The following is a 14,114-nucleotide window of genomic DNA, read 5'->3' on the forward strand; positions in this document are numbered from 1 at the left end:
TCAGCGTTCCCCGCGCGGGAACTCGTCGGAGGGGGCGTCACCACCGGACTCCGCGGCCTTGACCACCGCCGCGTACGCGTCCACGTACTCCTGGCCCGACAGGCGCAGGATCTCGTACATGATCTCGTCCGTCACCGCGCGGACCACGGCCTTCTCCCCGGCCGATCCGGCGAACCGGGAGAAGTCCAGCGGCTCCCCGAACCGGATGGTGACCCGGCGGATCCTCGGCACGACCTTCCCGGGCGGCTGGATCTCGAAGGTCCCCACCATCGCGCACGGCACCACCGGCACCCCGGCGGTCAGCGCCATCACGGCCACCCCCACCTTGCCCTTGTACAGCCGTCCGTCGTGCGAGCGCGTCCCCTCGGGATAGATCCCGAGCAGCTCGCCGCGGCTCAGGACGCCGAGACCCTCGCGGATCGCCGCCTTCCCGGCCTCCTTCCCGGACCGGTCCACCGGGATCTGCCCGGCGGCACGGAAGAAGGCGGCCGTGAGCCGGCCCTTGAGCCCCGGCCCCGTGAAGTACTCCTGCTTCGCGAGGAAGGTGATCCGCCGGTCGAGGACGACCGGCATCAGGAAGTGGTCGGAGAAGGAGAGGTGATTGCCCGCGACGATCGCGGCGCCCTCCTCCGGGATGTGCTCCAGTCCCTCGATCCGCGGCCGGAACAGCAGCCTGAGGAGCGGTCCGAGCAGGACGTGCTTCATCAGCTGGTAGAACACGCGCGACCCCCGTTCGACGTCCGTCACGCCCGTTGTATCCCCCCACGGGCCCGTGGTCCACTGGTGGGGGAGCGTCACATGACAGGCGAGCGCGGGGTCAGGCGCCCCGGCCGCGTCCTCACCGCGCTGCTGTGCGCGCTGACGGCGGCCGGGCTGTACGGCTGCTCCGGCCCGGGCCCGTCGGAGCCGAGCCCCACGCCGACGACCGCGCCCGCCACCCCGCCGCCCACCCGGCCCGCCACGCCCACCGGCGTCTCGCCCTTCACGGGACTCCCCGCGCGGCCCGCCCCCGTCCTGGCGGTGAAGATCGACAACGTGCCGGCCGCCCGCCCCCACACCGGCCTCGGCGCGGCCGACCTCGTCTACGTCGAACAGGTCGAGGGCGGGGTGACCCGGCTCCTGGCCGTCTACTCCTCCCGCCTCCCCGACCTCACCGGACCCGTCCGCAGCGCCCGCGAGTCCGACATCGCCCTGCTCGGCGACTTCGGCCGCCCGGTCCTCGCCTACTCCGGCGCCCAGTCCGCGCTGAACCCGCTCCTCCGGGCCGCGTCCCTGGACCTCGTCACGGAGAGCGGCGCACCCCAGGCCTTCCGGCGCTCACCGGACCGGCCCGCCCCGCACAACCTCTACCTGCGTCCCGGCGCCGCCCTCGCCGCCGCCCCCGGGGCCGACGACGCCCGGGACATCGGCTTCCGCTTCGGGCCCGCCCCGCCCGGCGGCACCCCCGTCGAGAGCTCGACCGTGCGGTACCCGGCGGCCCGCTACACCTTCACCTGGTCCGCCGCCGACCGCGCCTGGCGGGTGGCCATGGACGGCCGCGAGGCCCGCGCCACCGACACGGGCCCGCTCACCCCGTCGACGGTCGTCGTCCAGCGCGTGACGGTCCGCCCCTCCCGGTTCCACGACCGGTTGGGCTCGGTCTCCCCGTACAGCGAGACCGTCGGCAGCGGCACCGCGCTCGTCCTGCGCGACGGACGCGCCCACGAGGCCCGCTGGTCCCGCCCCACGGCCACGTCCGGCACCACCTTCACCACCCCGGCCGGAGCGCCCCTGCCCTTCGCCCCGGGCCAGGTCTGGATCGTCCTGGCCCCGAACGCCTAGGGCCTGTCAGCGGCGCTCGCCCAGGTCCAGGAGGTCGGCCGGGCCCGCGGCGGCGAAGGCCGCCACCAGCTCGTCGGCCCCCTCCGTGAAGTGGGCCCAGCCGTCGTAGTGGACGGGGACGACCCGGCGGGCGCCGAGGATCCCGGCGGCCTCGGCGGCCCGGGCGCTGTCCACGCCCTGCAACCGCTATCTGCTGCGCCACGGCCGCCGGCACTGGTGCTCGGTCCGCTGCGGCGACCGCGCCCGCGCCGCCCGCGCCTACGCCCGCCGCACCCGGGCCGCGACGGACCGACCCGGCCGGTCCCTCAGGGGCCGGTGGGGCCCGGCGGGCGGGGCCGTGGACGGGGAGCGGGCGGTACGGCGCTGTCCGCCGCCGCCATCCCGATCGTCGCCACGATCAGCACCACCAGGCCGAACCAGAGCCAGCCGCTGCTGCCGAGCGCCACGGTGTAGGCCGTCGTCAGCACCAGCGCGGCGCAGGTGAGCACCGTCATCGTCTTCGTGGGACCGGACATCAGCCCGCCCTCCTCCCGACCGAGGCCGCGGAAGCCGCCCCGCCCATCGTGACCCCGCGAGAGGGGCGCGCGCTACTCCCCGGACGCTCCGGCGTGCGCCGGAACGCGAAACCGGGCGCCGGACGGCTCGGGCCGGAACGCGAAACCGGGCGCCGGACGGGAGGGCCCGGAACGCGAACCGGGTCCGGCGCCGCGAGCGGCACCGGACCCGGAGGTGGTCCATGGAGAGACGGCGTCAGCGGCTCCGCGCCTGCAGCGAGGCCAGATACGCGTTGTACTCCTCCAGCTCCTTGTCGCCGTCGCGGTCGGCGGCCCGGTCCTTGCGGACGGCCTGCCGCTGCTCGGAGTGGTACCACTGGTAGACCAGCGCGATCAGGACCAGCACGGACGGGATCTCGCTGAACGCCCAGGCGATGCCGCCCGCCGCGCTCTGGTCGGTGAGGGCGTCGATCCCGAGCGAGGCCGGCGGGTTCTTGTACGCCTCCACCAGGGGCTCCGACGCCATCATCATCGCGATGCCGAAGAACGCGTGGAACGGCATGCCCGCGAAAAGCTCCAGCATCCGCATCACGTACCCCGGCCGGTGCGGGCCCGGGTCCACACCCATGATCGGCCAGAAGAAGATCAGGCCGACCATCAGGAAGTGGACCATCATGCCGATGTGCCCGGCCTTCGACTCCATCAGGAAGTCGAAGAGCGAGGAGAAGTACAGCCCGTACAGGCTCGCGATGAACATGGAGATCGTGAACGCCGGGTGCGTGATCACCCGCATGTACCGGCTGTGCAGCAGCTTCAGGAGCAGCTCGCGCGGCCCCGTCGAACCCCGGCCCGCCACCGGCAGCGCCCGCAGCGCGAGCGTCACCGGCGCCCCGAGCAGCAGCAGGATCGGCGACAGCATGGAGATCACCATGTGCTGCACCATGTGCACGCTGAACATGACCATGCCGTAGTCGTTGAGCCTGGTGCACATCACCAGCGCGATGGACAGCACGCCGACGGTGAAGAGCACCGTCCGTCCGACCGGCCACGCGTCACCGCGCCGCCGCAGCCGCGCCACGCCCCACCCGTAGAGACCGAGCGCCGCCAGGCATCCGATCAGGAAGAAGAGGTCGGGAGAGAACTCCAGGCCCCGCCCCAGCGTGAACGGCGGCAGATCCGTGGTCATGCCGTGCCCGCTGTGATCCATCCGTACACTCCTGGAGCCCGATTCGCGCTTGTTGTCCGCACCAGACTAGAACCGCCCCCGGCCGCGACTGCGACCGGGGGCGGGTGTCACGTACGGGAGCCCGTCAGAGCACGCACTCCGCCTCGGCGTACCGGTCGGCCGGGACGGTCTTGAGGGTCTCCACGGCCTGGGCCAGCGGGACCATCGTGATCTCCGTGCCGCGCAGCGCGGTCAGCATGCCGAACTCGCCGCGGTGCGCCGCCTCCACCGCGTGCCAGCCGAAGCGGGTCGCGAGGACGCGGTCGTACGCGGTCGGCGTGCCGCCGCGCTGGACGTGACCGAGGATGACCGGGCGGGCCTCCTTGCCGAGGCGCCGCTCCAGTTCGGCGGAGAGCTGGTTGGCGATGCCGGTGAAGCGCTCGTGGCCGTAGATGTCGGTGCCGGCGGTCTTGAAGTCCATCGAGCCCTCGCGCGGCTTCGCGCCCTCGGCGACGACCACGATCGCGAAGCGCTTGCCGGCCTCGAAGCGCTCGCCGACCCGGGAGGTCAGCTCGTCGATGTCGAAGGGGCGCTCGGGGACGACCACGGCGTGCGCGCCGGCGGCCATGCCGGAGTGCAGCGCTATCCAGCCGGTGTGGCGGCCCATGACCTCGACGACGAGGACCCGCTGGTGGGACTCGGCGGTGGTCTTCAGCCGGTCGAGGGCCTCGGTGGCGACGGTGACGGCCGTGTCGAAGCCGAAGGTGACGTCGGTGGAGGCGATGTCGTTGTCGATCGTCTTCGGGACGCCGACGATCGGGAGCCCCGCCTCGGACAGCAGGTTCGCCGCCTTCAGGGTGCCCTCGCCGCCGATCGGGATGATGGCGTCGAGCCCCAGGTCGGCGACATGGCCCTTGGCGCGCTCGACGCCGCCGACCAGGTGCGCGGGCTGGACCCGCGAGGAGCCGAGGATGGTGCCGCCCCGGGCGAGGATGCCGCCCACCGCGTCCAGATCGAGCTTCCGGTAGTCGCACTCCAGGAGGCCCTTCCACCCGTCGTGGAAACCGATGACCTCGTCGCCGTGGTCGACGACGGCGCGGTGAACGACGGAACGGATGACAGCGTTCAGACCGGGGCAGTCTCCGCCGGAGGTGAGCACGCCAATGCGCATAGCCCAAAAACCTTTGCAACGTGGGCCGACTCCCGGACCACGTCGTCCGGCTGGATCCCCGCCACCCTATCGCCGCAGGGTGGCGGGGCCGAACCGGATGTCCGCACAGTGGACAACGTACGTTCGTACGAGGGACCAACGGCGGTCCGCGCGCTGACTCAGGCGGGCTGCGTGGCCGCCGCGATGCGCTCGGCGCGCAGCGCCTCGTACCAGCGGTCGTCGGTCGGCGGCAGCGCGTTCACGTCGAGGGCCAGCTTCAGGAGCAGGTCCGCGATCTGCGGGTTCCGCGCCATGACGGGGCCGTGCATGTACGTACCGAAGACGGTGTCGTTGTACGCGCCCTCGGTGCCGTCGCCGGTCCCGTTGCCGTTGCCGAACACGGTCCGGGCGAACGGGCGGGCCGTCGGGCCGAGATGGGTGATGCCCTGGTGGTTCTCGAAACCGGTCAGCTGGGGGAGGCCCAGGCGCGGGTCGATGTCCGCCAGGACGTCGCCGACGCAGCGGGCGCCCTCGCCGCGGGTCGAGATCACGTCGATGAGCCCGAGGCCGGCCTCGCGCTCGCCGAGGTCGTTGATGAACTCGTGGCCCAGGATCTGGTACCCGGCGCAGACCGAGAAGATGATCGCGCCGTTGGAGGCGGCCCGGCTCAGGCCGCCGTCCCGCCGCAGCCGCTCGGCCGCGAGCCGCTGCGGACGGTCCTCGCCGCCGCCGATCAGGTAGATGTCGCCCGAGGTCGGCACCGGCTGGTCGCTGCGGACGTCGACGCGCTCGACGCTGAGGCCGCGCTGTTCGGCACGGCGCTGGACGACGAGGACGTTGCCCTGGTCGCCGTAGGTGCTGAGCAGGTCCGGGTAGACCCAGACCAGGCGCAGGCTGCTGTCACTCATGCTGCAAGTCCTCTACGGGTCAGTTGCCGACGCGGCGGCGGACGTCCTGGAAGGCGGTGTAGTTGGCGATCAGCTCGATCTGCCCGGGCGGGGCCATCGCGACGGCCTCGTCCAGCGTCTCGCAGACGCGGAAGTCCACTCCCGCGACCTCCAGGCGGACCGCGAGGTCCAGCTTCCGGTCGCCGATCACCATGATCGGGTGGCCGGCGAGCCGGCCGTAGTCCACGTCCCACAGCCAGGAGGTGTCGGTGCCGTCGGCGCCCCGCGCGTTGACCGAGAGGATCACCGGGGCGGGCGGCCCGTCGATGAGGGAAAACGTTTCGAGCCAGCCGGCCGGGTTCTTCGCGAGGAGCAGGCGCAGGTCGCGGTTCTGGAAGGAGACCACGTCGTAGCGCCCGGCGACGGCCTGCACCTGGTACATGCGCTCCAGGGCCACCTGCGGCGGCACCCCGAAGACCGCGGCGACGGCGGCCGAGGTCGCGGCGTTCGCCTTGTTGGCGCGGCCGGGCAGCTGGAGGCGGATCGGCCAGGCCGAACCGTGCGGGTCGAGCACGTGGTCGCCGCTGAGCGCCCAGCTCGGCGCGGGACGGCGGAAGCCGCACTCGCCGCAGAACCAGTCGTCGCCGGGACGCTGCATCACACCGCCGCAGGCGGGGCACGACCAGGCGTCGTCCTTCCACTCCTGGCCGGCGGCGACCCACACCACGTTCGGCGAGGAGGAGGCGGCCCACACGATGAGCGGGTCGTCGGCGTTGGCGATGACCACGGCCTTGGTGCCGTTGAGGCCCTCGCGCCACTTCTCGGCGAGCATCCGCGTCTCGGCGGCGCGGTCGAGCTGGTCGCGGGAGAGGTTGAGCAGTGCGATCGCCTTGGGCGTGGTGTCACGGGCGACGCCGGCGAGGTACTTCTCGTCGACCTCGATCACACCGAACTTGGAGTCCGAGCCGCCGGCCAGCGCCGAGGTGATGCCGGCGGGCATGTTGGCGCCCAGGGCGTTCGAGACGACGGGACCGGCGGCGCGCAGCGCCTCCGCGATCAGCCGGGTCGTCGTGGTCTTGCCGTTCGTCGCCGACACCAGGACGACGTCCAGATGCTGCGCGAGCCGTCCGAGCAGGTCGGGGTCGAGCTTCAGCGCCACCCGGCCGCCGATCACCGATCCGCTGCCGCGCCCCGCCGCACGCGACACCGCGGCCGCGGCCTTGCCCGCCGTCACGGCCAGCTTGGCGCGCGGCGACAGCGGCTCTGGATTACCGGGGTGTCCTGACATCGTTCTTGTTCCTCCTTGCGTCGGTCCGGGCTCAGCCTATCGAGATCCGGCCAGCAGCCCGAACAGCGGCACCGTCGAGCGGCCGCACGAAACCGGGAGGTCACAGTGGACCGTACCCTTACCGCCATGCGAAACCGCCCCATCCCCGGCAGTTCCGGCCTCGTCCGAGCGATGACGCTCCTCGGCGACCCCGTGCTGCACACGCCCTGCGCGCCCGTCACCGACTTCGGCCCCGAACTGGCCCGGCTCGTCGAGGACATGTTCGCCACGATGTACGCGGCGCACGGCGTGGGCCTGGCGGCGAACCAGGTCGGCGTGGGCCTGCGGGTCTTCGTGTACGACTGCCCCGACGACGACGAGAACCGTCACCTGGGCCATGTGGTGAACCCGCGTCTGGTGGAGGCGGACGGCGACGAGATCCGAGGCCCCGAGGGCTGCCTCTCGCTGCCCGGCCTGGAGGCGCCGACGCCCCGCTTCGACCGCGCGGTGGTCGAGGGCGTCCGCCTGGACGGCACTCCGATACGGATCGAGGGCACGGGTTTCTTCGCCCGCTGCCTCCAGCACGAGACGGACCACCTGGAGGGCGGGGTCTACGCCGACCACGTCACGGGGTGGCGCAAGTCACGTCTGCTCCGCACGATCCGCAAGCAGCCGTGGGGGAGCGGAGCGGACCGGATCGCCTAGGAGACCCCGATCTCCCGGGACCGGATCGCCTGAGAGCGCCCGATCTCCCGGGAACGGATCGCCGAGGAGCGCCGGATCTCCCGGGAACGGCTCTCCCCCGGCGCCGGACCCTAGAAGCCGGGCCCGCCCGGGCGGTCGTCGGCCTCGGCGAGGCGGCCCCACAGGAGGTCGGCCAGGCTCTTGACGAGCTCCGCGCGGGAGCAGGGGCGCTCGCCGAGCCACCAGTCGCCGGCCGCGTGCATCATGCCGACGATGCCGTGTCCCCAGATCCGGGCCTGGGCCTCGGCGGCCGGGCCCAGGTCGACGCGCTCGGCGATGACCTGGCCGAGCTCCTCGCCCATGCGGCGGAGCAGCGGCGCCGAGTGGCGGCCGACGTCGAAGCCCTGCTCGGTCTGGTGGGACTCCTCCGCCGGGTGCATGAGGAAGCGGTAGACCTGGGGCATCGCCTCGATGGACGCCAGGTAGGTGTCGAGGGTGGCCTCGACGCGGCGGCGCCGGTCGGCGGGCGCGTCGAGCGAGGCGCGGAGCGAGGAGAGCAGCGCGTCCGTGTGCCGGGTGGCGAGGGCGCGGTAGAGGCCGCCCTTGTCGCCGAAGTGGCGGTAGAGGATCGGCTTGGTGATGCCGGCCTCGGCCGCGATCGCGTTCATGGAGGCCTTGGGGCCGTCCCGGAGCACCACCCGGTCCGCCGCCTCCAGCAGCTCGCGGCGCCGCTGCTCGGCGGGCGTCTGCTGGTCGGTGGCCCGGTGTGCGATGTCCATGTGCGTGTCTCCCCGCCCGTGCGATTCGTGAGGCTGTCGCAACGTAACACCCGGCCGGGATCCGGCGTCGGTCGGGCCGAACCCCTCCACCGCAGGTTGACAGCCTCTACCCACCGGTAACAGACTGCTGTTACCGCAAGTAACGTCATGCTGGGAGGGAACATGGGCGAGTTCACGCTCGAACTCAACGAGGACCAGAAGCAGGTCCGCGACTGGCTCCACGGCTTCGCCGCCGATGTGATGCGCCCCGCGGCCGCCGAGTGGGACGAGCGTGAGGAGACTCCCTGGCCGATCATCCAGGAAGCGGCCAAGCTCGGCATCTACTCCCTCGATTTCTACGCCCAGCAGTTCTTCGACCCGACCGGCCTCGGCATCCCGATGGCGATGGAGGAGCTCTTCTGGGGCGACGCCGGAATCGCCCTCTCCATCGTCGGCACCGGCCTCGCCGCCGTCGGCGTCCTCGCCAACGGTACCGAGGAGCAGATCGGCACCTGGGTCCCGCAGATGTACGGCGACGCGAACGACGTCAAGGTCGCCGCCTTCTGCTCCTCCGAGCCCGACGCCGGCTCGGACGTCGCCTCCATGCGCACCCGGGCCGTGTACGACGAGGCCAAGGACGAGTGGGTCCTCAACGGCACCAAGACCTGGGCGACCAACGGCGGCATCGCCAACGTCCACGTCGTCGTCGCCGTCGTCGACGCGGAGCTCGGCTCCAAGGGCCACGCCTCCTTCATCGTGCCGCCGAACACCCCCGGCCTGTCCCAGGGCCAGAAGTTCCAGAAGCACGGCATCCGCGCCTCCCACACCGCCGAGGTCGTCCTGGAGGACGTCCGCGTCCCCGGCTCCTGCCTGCTCGGCGGCAAGGACAAGCTGGACGAGCGGCTCGCCCGCGCCCGGGAGAAGGCCAAGGCGGGCGGCGAGCGCGTGAAGAACGCCGCCATGGCCACCTTCGAGGCCTCCCGCCCGGCCGTCGGCGCCATGGCCGTCGGCACCGCCCGCGCCGCGTACGAGGTCGCCCTCGACTACGCGAAGACCCGTGTCCAGTTCGGCCGCCCCATCATCGAGAACCAGGGCGTCGCCTTCCAGCTCGCCGACATGGCCACCCAGATCGACGCCGCCCGCCTGCTCGTCTGGCGCGCCTCCTGGATGGCCACCGCCGGCAAGCCCTTCACCGCGGCCGAGGGCTCCATGTCCAAGCTGTACGCGAGCGAGGTCGCCAAGAAGGTCACCGCCCAGGCCATCCAGATCCTCGGCGGCAACGGCTACACCCGCGAGTACCCGGTGGAGCGCATGCACCGCGACGCCGCCATCTACACGATCTTCGAGGGCACGAGCGAGATCCAGCGCATGGTCATCAGCCGCGCGCTCGCGAAGTAGCCGTCCCGGTCCTCAGACGAGGCAGAACTCGTTGCCCTCCGGGTCCTGGAGGACCACCGCGTAGTAGTCCATGCCGTTCGGCTCGTCCATCGTGTACAGCACGGTCGCGCCGAGCGCCGTCAGCCGGGCCACCTCGCCGTCCACGCGCTCGCGGCGGAGGGCGAGGGGAACCTCCCGGCCGCCGCCGACCTTGAGGTCGAGGTGGACGCGGTTCTTGACGGTCTTGGGCTCCGGGACGCGCTGGAACCAGACGCGGGGGCCCACCCCCTTCGGGTCGACGATGGACTCCGGGAGCTCCCCGGCGTCCCCGCCCAGCTCGTCCTCCGGCACGCCGATCGCCTCCCAGTACGCCCGCCAGGTCGCGTGGCCGGCGGGCGGCGGGTCGGGGACGTAGCGCAGGGCGTCCATCCAGAAGGGCACCAGGCGCTGGGGGTCGGCGCAGTCGATGGTCAGTTGCAGCGTCAGCTCGGGTCGCTCCATGACGACGAGCCTCCCAGACGCCACTGACAACGGCGGGGAGGACGAGCGGTCGGCCCCTTCGTACCAACGGGCCGGAATCGATTCGCCGTTCGGCACCGGCTACCCGCGAGTCACTTCCTGAGGGACAATCACCGGGCCAGTGACGACCAAGGGGGAACCGCTCATGGCCACCACCACCGGAACCGCAGCACCCCAGCTCGCGGGAAGCCCGCTCCTCGGCTCCCTGCTCGACCTCAAGAAGGACTCGCTGGGCACCTTCCTGCGCGCACGGCACGAGCACGGAGACGTCGTGAAGCTGACCGCGGGCCCGCCCGGGATCCGCGCCACCTTCTACGGCGTCTTCTCCGCCGAGGGCGCCCAGCAGGTCCTCGCCGGCGAGTCCGCCAACTTCCGCAAGGACAACGCCTTCTACCAGGAGATCCGCGAGTCCTTCGGCAACGGCCTGCTGACCAGCCAGGACGAGGACTACCTCCGGCAGCGCCGGCTCGTGCAGCCCCTCTTCACCAAGCGCCGCGTCGACGGCTACGCGGCGGCCGTCGCCGCCGAGGTCACCACCCTGATCGGCGAGTGGCGGGACGGCGGCGACGGGACGGTCGACGTCCACCACGAGATGACCCGCTTCGCGCTGCGCGCCGTCGCCCGCATCCTCTTCGGCACGGACGTCGACGCGGCCGTCGAGATCGTCGAGCGCAGCTTCCCCGAGCTCGGCGCCTATGTGCTGAGCCGCGGGTACGCCCCGCTCAAGGTGCCCCGCGACTGGCCCACGCCCGGCAACCGCAAGGCCGCCGCCGTCCACCGGGCGCTGTACGAGGTCTGCGACCGGATCATCGCCGAGCGGCGCGCCTCCGGCCGGTCCTCCACCGAGGGCGACGACCTCCTCACCCTGCTCGTCGGGGCCGAGAGCGCCGAGGACGGCAGCTTCGACGCCACCGAGCTGCGCGAACAGGTCCTCGTCTTCCTGCTCGCCGGGCACGAGACCACGGCCACCTCCCTCGCCTTCGCCCTGCACCTCCTCGGCCGGCACCCGGAGGCGCTGAAGCAGGCCCATGAAGAGGTCGACCGGGTCCTCGCCGGCCGTACCCCCGGTGCCGCCGACCTCGACGCGCTGCCCTACGTCACCCAGGTCCTCAAGGAGACCATGCGTCTCTTCCCCGCCGCCCCGGCCATCGGCCGACGAGCCGTCGCCGCCACCGTGATCGACGGCGTCACCATCCCGGCCGGCGCGGACGTCATCGTCTCCTCCTGGGTCACCCACCGGCACCCCGCCTACTGGGAGGACCCCGAGCGCTTCGACCCGGAGCGCTTCACGCCCGAGGCGGAGGCCGCCCGCCCCCGCTACGCCTGGTTCCCCTTCGGCGGCGGCCCGCGCGCCTGCATCGGGCAGCACTTCTCGATGCTGGAATCGGTGATCGCGCTGGCGATGATCCTGCAGAAGTACGGCTTCGAGACCGTCGACACGGAGGTGCCCGTGGGCTCCGCGATCACCCTCACCACGGAGGGCCCGGCCCGCTGCCGCCTGGTGCCCAGGACGGCGTGACCGGGGAGGGGCGGCCCGGCCCGGGCCGCCCCTCCGTCCCGCCCTACGGCCGGGTCGCGACGACGATCGTCGCCCACCACTCCTCGGAGGTGACGACCCGCGGCGTCAGACCGGCGGCGGACATCACCGCGAGGGCCGAGTCCGCCTGCCGCTCGCTCGTCTCCACCAGCAGGTGCCCGCCCGGCGCCAGCCACTCGGGCGCCTCGCCGGCGACCCGGCGCAGCACGTCCAGCCCGTCCGCGCCGCCGTCGAGCGTGACGAGCGGCTCGTGGTCGCGGGCCTCGGGCGGCAGCAGCCCGATCTCCTCGGTCGGCACGTACGGCACGTTGGCGACCAGCACCCCGACGCGGCCCCGCAGCTCCCGCGGCAGCGGCGCGAAGAGGTCCCCCTCGTACACCCGCCCGCCGCGCGGCTCGACGTTCCGCCGGGCGCAGCGCACGGCCGCCGGCTCGATGTCCGAGGCGTGCACCTCCGCGCCCTCGACCTCGGCGAGCAGCACCGCGCCCGCCGCCCCGGAGCCGCAGCACAGGTCGACGCAGACGGCGCCGGGCCGGGCCAGATCCACGGCGTGGCCGACGAGGAACTCCGTACGCCGCCGGGGCACGAAGACGCCGCCGTCGACCTCGATCCGCAGCCCGGCGAACGAGGCCCAGCCCACGACGTGCTCCAGGGGCAGGCCAGAGGCCCGCCGCTCGACCATCAGGTCGAGCTCGTCGGGCCCGGCCGCGGTCGAGAGGAGCATCTCCGCCTCCTCCTCGGCGAAGACGCACCCGGCGGCCCGCAGCCGCTCGACGACCCCGGTGACCCCGCCCGCGTCAGACAAGCTGCGCCTCGATCGCCGCCACGATCTCGGCGGCGTCCGGCTCGGTGCGCGGACGGAAGCGGGTGACCCGGCCGTCACGGCCGATGAGGAACTTCTCGAAGTTCCACTGCACGTCACCGGCCTCGCCCTCGGCGTCGGCGACCTTCACCAGCTCCGAGTAGAGCGGGTGACGGCCGTCGCCGTTGACGTCCGTCTTCTCCAGGAGCGGGAAGGACACCCCGTACGTCGCCGAACAGAAGGTCGCGATCTCCTCGGCGCTGCCCGGCTCCTGCCCGGCGAACTGGTTGCAGGGCACGCCCAGCACGGTGAAGCCGCGCTCCCCGTACTCCTTCTGCAGCCGCTCCAGACCGGCGTACTGCGGGGTGAGCCCGCACTTGGAGGCCACGTTCACGACCAGGACCGCGCGGTCCCGGTAGTCGGCGAGGGAGACCGGCTCGCCGGTCAGCGTCTTCAGGGGGATCTCGTACAGGCTCATGGGCTGCTCCTCGTCGGAATGGGGTTTGATCTCAGCATGGGAGACGAACCACTGGCAATCGCGATCGATTCCACGGCGGAGGAAGGACCGCGCCGGGTGTACTGCCGGCTCTGCGGCCGCCCCCTGACCGGAGCCGGCTCCCGGCGCACGGGACTGGGCCCCACCTGCGACGCCAAGCTCCACCCGCCGGCCCCCGACATCCGCACCCGGCGCCACGAGGTGGCACAGGACACACTGCCCGGCCTGGACCCGCCGGCCGGCTGAGCGACCCTTCCGCACGCGTGGGCTACGCGCCGGCCCGCCGGCCTTCGACGAGGGGCGTCAGACCGTCGAGGAGTGCCTGGAGGCCGAAGGCGAAGAGCGCGTCGAGACGCAGGTCGTAGCCGTCCTCGAAGGCGCCGAGCACCTTGGCGAAGGCCGGGAAGCGGCCGGATTCCACCGGTTCCCGGAGGGCGGGGCCGCGGCTGTCCATCCACTGCTCCTCCGACTGCCCCGTCGCGGCCTCGGCGTGCGCCTCCTTCTCCAGGTGCATCGCCAGGCCCTGGACATGGCTGTAGAGCAGGACGTGGACGTCGAACAGCGTCGTGGGGTCGAGTCCGTGGCCGTCGAGGGCGGCCAGCATCCACTCGCCGTGGACGATCAGACCGGGTACGAGCAACGGGCGCGTCAGGGTGTCGAGGTGGGCCAGCCACGGGTGCTTCCGGTACAGGCCCCACAGGGTCCGGGCACCCAGCTCGACGCGGCCGCGCCAGTCCTCGGGGCGTCCGGGGGGTAGGACGCCTCGCCGAAGGCGGCGTCGGCCATGTGCAGGACGAGGTCCTCCTTGCTCGGGACGTACCGGTAGGTCGACATGACCGCGACGCCGAGGCGGGCCGCGACGCCGCGCATGGAGAGCGCCGGGAGCCCCTGCGCAGATAGGGCGGATCGCCGGCTGCCCCTGTGGCCTTCGTCACCATGCACCGCCTCCGAGAACCCCGGCGGACCCGCCTCGGAGGAATCCGTCGAGCGCGCGAAGAACGCACTCTCCTTGGACGGCTGAACCCCGGCGCGGAGAAGCGGACCCGGGGGAGGCGCCCGCGGGAATCGCGCGACGCTACCAGCCGTCAAAACCGTTGGGCCACAGGTTTCCCGACCCGCCAGGGTGAGCCGCGATGAGACCGAAACCCGAGCATCCG

17 protein-coding genes and 2 pseudogenes are annotated in these 14,114 nt (G+C 72.7%); 6 read left to right on the forward strand and 13 right to left on the reverse strand.

Annotation, left to right across the window (positions count from 1 at the left end; translation table 11 throughout):
• Complete coding sequence (locus IE237_RS22420) at window positions 1-720, reverse strand: lysophospholipid acyltransferase family protein (protein ID WP_189804008.1); 720 nt, start codon at window positions 718-720, stop codon at window positions 1-3.
• A gap of 78 nt (window positions 721-798) precedes the next feature.
• Here IE237_RS22420 and IE237_RS22425 point away from each other — a divergent pair, with 78 nt between their 5' ends.
• Window positions 799-1,821 carry a DUF3048 domain-containing protein gene (locus tag IE237_RS22425; RefSeq protein WP_189803855.1) on the forward strand — a complete coding sequence of 341 codons (1,023 nt, stop codon included), beginning with the start codon at window positions 799-801 and terminating at the stop codon, window positions 1,819-1,821.
• Between the two features lie 6 nt (window positions 1,822-1,827).
• Here the strand turns inward: IE237_RS22425 and IE237_RS22430 are convergent.
• Window positions 1,828-1,995 (reverse strand): annotated as a pseudogene (locus tag IE237_RS22430) (MBL fold metallo-hydrolase); the annotation flags it as partial.
• On the opposite strand from IE237_RS22430, the pseudogene IE237_RS22435 reads away from it, so the two are divergent.
• Window positions 1,991-2,101, forward strand: a pseudogene (locus IE237_RS22435) (CGNR zinc finger domain-containing protein); the annotation flags it as partial. The pseudogenes IE237_RS22430 and IE237_RS22435 overlap by 5 nt on opposite strands.
• A 25-nt stretch (window positions 2,102-2,126) precedes the next feature.
• Here the strand turns inward: IE237_RS22435 and IE237_RS22440 are convergent.
• The 5 genes from IE237_RS22440 to IE237_RS22460 all read right to left on the reverse strand — a co-directional run bounded on the left by IE237_RS22440 (window position 2,127) and on the right by IE237_RS22460 (window position 6,805).
• Window positions 2,127-2,336 carry a hypothetical protein gene (locus IE237_RS22440; protein ID WP_189803856.1) on the reverse strand — a complete coding sequence of 70 codons (210 nt, stop codon included), beginning with the start codon at window positions 2,334-2,336 and terminating at the stop codon, window positions 2,127-2,129.
• 235 nt (window positions 2,337-2,571) lie between these two features.
• Window positions 2,572-3,522: a cytochrome c oxidase assembly protein gene (locus IE237_RS22445; RefSeq protein ID WP_189803857.1), complete on the reverse strand. Its 951-nt coding sequence runs from the start codon at window positions 3,520-3,522 to the stop codon at window positions 2,572-2,574.
• A 103-nt stretch (window positions 3,523-3,625) separates the two neighbouring features.
• Window positions 3,626-4,651, reverse strand: coding sequence for a 6-phosphofructokinase (locus IE237_RS22450; protein ID WP_189803858.1), 1,026 nt, complete (start codon window positions 4,649-4,651; stop codon window positions 3,626-3,628).
• A gap of 158 nt (window positions 4,652-4,809) precedes the next feature.
• Window positions 4,810-5,538, reverse strand: coding sequence for a type 1 glutamine amidotransferase (locus IE237_RS22455; RefSeq protein WP_189803859.1), 729 nt, complete (start codon window positions 5,536-5,538; stop codon window positions 4,810-4,812).
• Between the two features lie 19 nt (window positions 5,539-5,557).
• Entirely contained in the window at window positions 5,558-6,805 is a 1,248-nt protein-coding gene (locus IE237_RS22460; protein WP_189803860.1) for a Mur ligase family protein, read from the reverse strand.
• A gap of 126 nt (window positions 6,806-6,931) precedes the next feature.
• Here IE237_RS22460 and def point away from each other — a divergent pair, with 126 nt between their 5' ends.
• Window positions 6,932-7,489, forward strand: coding sequence for a peptide deformylase (gene def / locus IE237_RS22465; protein ID WP_189803861.1), 558 nt, complete (start codon window positions 6,932-6,934; stop codon window positions 7,487-7,489).
• Window positions 7,490-7,599: 110 nt separating this feature from the next.
• Here def and IE237_RS22470 read toward each other — a convergent pair whose 3' ends face one another.
• A complete protein-coding gene (locus tag IE237_RS22470) occupies window positions 7,600-8,247 on the reverse strand; it encodes a TetR/AcrR family transcriptional regulator (RefSeq protein WP_189803862.1) in 648 nt (215 codons plus the stop codon).
• Between the two features lie 162 nt (window positions 8,248-8,409).
• Between IE237_RS22470 and IE237_RS22475 the strand changes: the two genes are divergently transcribed.
• Window positions 8,410-9,624: an acyl-CoA dehydrogenase family protein gene (locus tag IE237_RS22475; protein WP_189803863.1), complete on the forward strand. Its 1,215-nt coding sequence runs from the start codon at window positions 8,410-8,412 to the stop codon at window positions 9,622-9,624.
• A 12-nt stretch (window positions 9,625-9,636) separates the two neighbouring features.
• Here the strand turns inward: IE237_RS22475 and IE237_RS22480 are convergent, their stop codons facing one another.
• Window positions 9,637-10,104: a VOC family protein gene (locus IE237_RS22480; RefSeq protein WP_189803864.1), complete on the reverse strand. Its 468-nt coding sequence runs from the start codon at window positions 10,102-10,104 to the stop codon at window positions 9,637-9,639.
• A 163-nt stretch (window positions 10,105-10,267) separates the two neighbouring features.
• Here IE237_RS22480 and IE237_RS22485 point away from each other — a divergent pair, with 163 nt between their 5' ends.
• Complete coding sequence (locus IE237_RS22485) at window positions 10,268-11,641, forward strand: cytochrome P450 (protein WP_189803865.1); 1,374 nt, start codon at window positions 10,268-10,270, stop codon at window positions 11,639-11,641.
• Between the two features lie 43 nt (window positions 11,642-11,684).
• On the opposite strand, the gene IE237_RS22490 is transcribed toward IE237_RS22485, so the two are convergent.
• A complete protein-coding gene (locus IE237_RS22490; RefSeq protein WP_189803866.1) occupies window positions 11,685-12,464 on the reverse strand; it encodes a putative protein N(5)-glutamine methyltransferase in 780 nt (259 codons plus the stop codon).
• Entirely contained in the window at window positions 12,457-12,939 is a 483-nt protein-coding gene (locus IE237_RS22495) for a glutathione peroxidase (protein WP_189803867.1), read from the reverse strand. The genes IE237_RS22490 and IE237_RS22495 overlap by 8 nt, the downstream gene beginning before the upstream one ends.
• 36 nt (window positions 12,940-12,975) lie before the next feature.
• Between IE237_RS22495 and IE237_RS22500 the strand changes: the two genes are divergently transcribed.
• Window positions 12,976-13,203: a DUF6011 domain-containing protein gene (locus IE237_RS22500; protein ID WP_189803868.1), complete on the forward strand. Its 228-nt coding sequence runs from the start codon at window positions 12,976-12,978 to the stop codon at window positions 13,201-13,203.
• 22 nt (window positions 13,204-13,225) lie between these two features.
• On the opposite strand, the gene IE237_RS22505 is transcribed toward IE237_RS22500, so the two are convergent.
• Window positions 13,226-13,672, reverse strand: coding sequence for a TetR/AcrR family transcriptional regulator C-terminal domain-containing protein (locus IE237_RS22505; RefSeq protein ID WP_308433102.1), 447 nt, complete (start codon window positions 13,670-13,672; stop codon window positions 13,226-13,228).
• Complete coding sequence (locus IE237_RS40865) at window positions 13,606-13,827, reverse strand: TetR/AcrR family transcriptional regulator (RefSeq protein ID WP_229842823.1); 222 nt, start codon at window positions 13,825-13,827, stop codon at window positions 13,606-13,608. Before IE237_RS40865 ends, IE237_RS22505 begins: the two co-directional genes overlap by 67 nt.
• Between the last annotated feature and the right edge of the window lie 287 nt (window positions 13,828-14,114).

Origin of the sequence: Streptomyces tanashiensis, from assembly GCF_014648895.1 — a bacterium.
Lineage (GTDB): Bacteria > Actinomycetota > Actinomycetes > Streptomycetales > Streptomycetaceae > Streptomyces > Streptomyces tanashiensis.

Bases quoted from the DNA above. Each gene is read 5' to 3' on its own strand.
- IE237_RS22425 (WP_189803855.1), top strand. From the start codon at position 799: ATGACAGGCGAGCGCGGGGTCAGGCGCCCCGGCCGCGTCCTCACCGCG.
- IE237_RS22440 (WP_189803856.1), bottom strand. From the start codon at position 2,336: ATGTCCGGTCCCACGAAGACGATGACGGTGCTCACCTGCGCCGCGCTG.
- IE237_RS22445 (WP_189803857.1), bottom strand. From the start codon at position 3,522: ATGGATCACAGCGGGCACGGCATGACCACGGATCTGCCGCCGTTCACG.
- IE237_RS22450 (WP_189803858.1), bottom strand. From the start codon at position 4,651: ATGCGCATTGGCGTGCTCACCTCCGGCGGAGACTGCCCCGGTCTGAAC.
- IE237_RS22455 (WP_189803859.1), bottom strand. From the start codon at position 5,538: ATGAGTGACAGCAGCCTGCGCCTGGTCTGGGTCTACCCGGACCTGCTC.
- IE237_RS22460 (WP_189803860.1), bottom strand. From the start codon at position 6,805: ATGTCAGGACACCCCGGTAATCCAGAGCCGCTGTCGCCGCGCGCCAAG.
- def (WP_189803861.1), top strand. From the start codon at position 6,932: ATGCGAAACCGCCCCATCCCCGGCAGTTCCGGCCTCGTCCGAGCGATG.
- IE237_RS22470 (WP_189803862.1), bottom strand. From the start codon at position 8,247: ATGGACATCGCACACCGGGCCACCGACCAGCAGACGCCCGCCGAGCAG.
- IE237_RS22475 (WP_189803863.1), top strand. From the start codon at position 8,410: ATGGGCGAGTTCACGCTCGAACTCAACGAGGACCAGAAGCAGGTCCGC.
- IE237_RS22480 (WP_189803864.1), bottom strand. From the start codon at position 10,104: ATGGAGCGACCCGAGCTGACGCTGCAACTGACCATCGACTGCGCCGAC.
- IE237_RS22485 (WP_189803865.1), top strand. From the start codon at position 10,268: ATGGCCACCACCACCGGAACCGCAGCACCCCAGCTCGCGGGAAGCCCG.
- IE237_RS22495 (WP_189803867.1), bottom strand. From the start codon at position 12,939: ATGAGCCTGTACGAGATCCCCCTGAAGACGCTGACCGGCGAGCCGGTC.
- IE237_RS22500 (WP_189803868.1), top strand. From the start codon at position 12,976: ATGGGAGACGAACCACTGGCAATCGCGATCGATTCCACGGCGGAGGAA.
- IE237_RS40865 (WP_229842823.1), bottom strand. From the start codon at position 13,827: ATGCGCGGCGTCGCGGCCCGCCTCGGCGTCGCGGTCATGTCGACCTAC.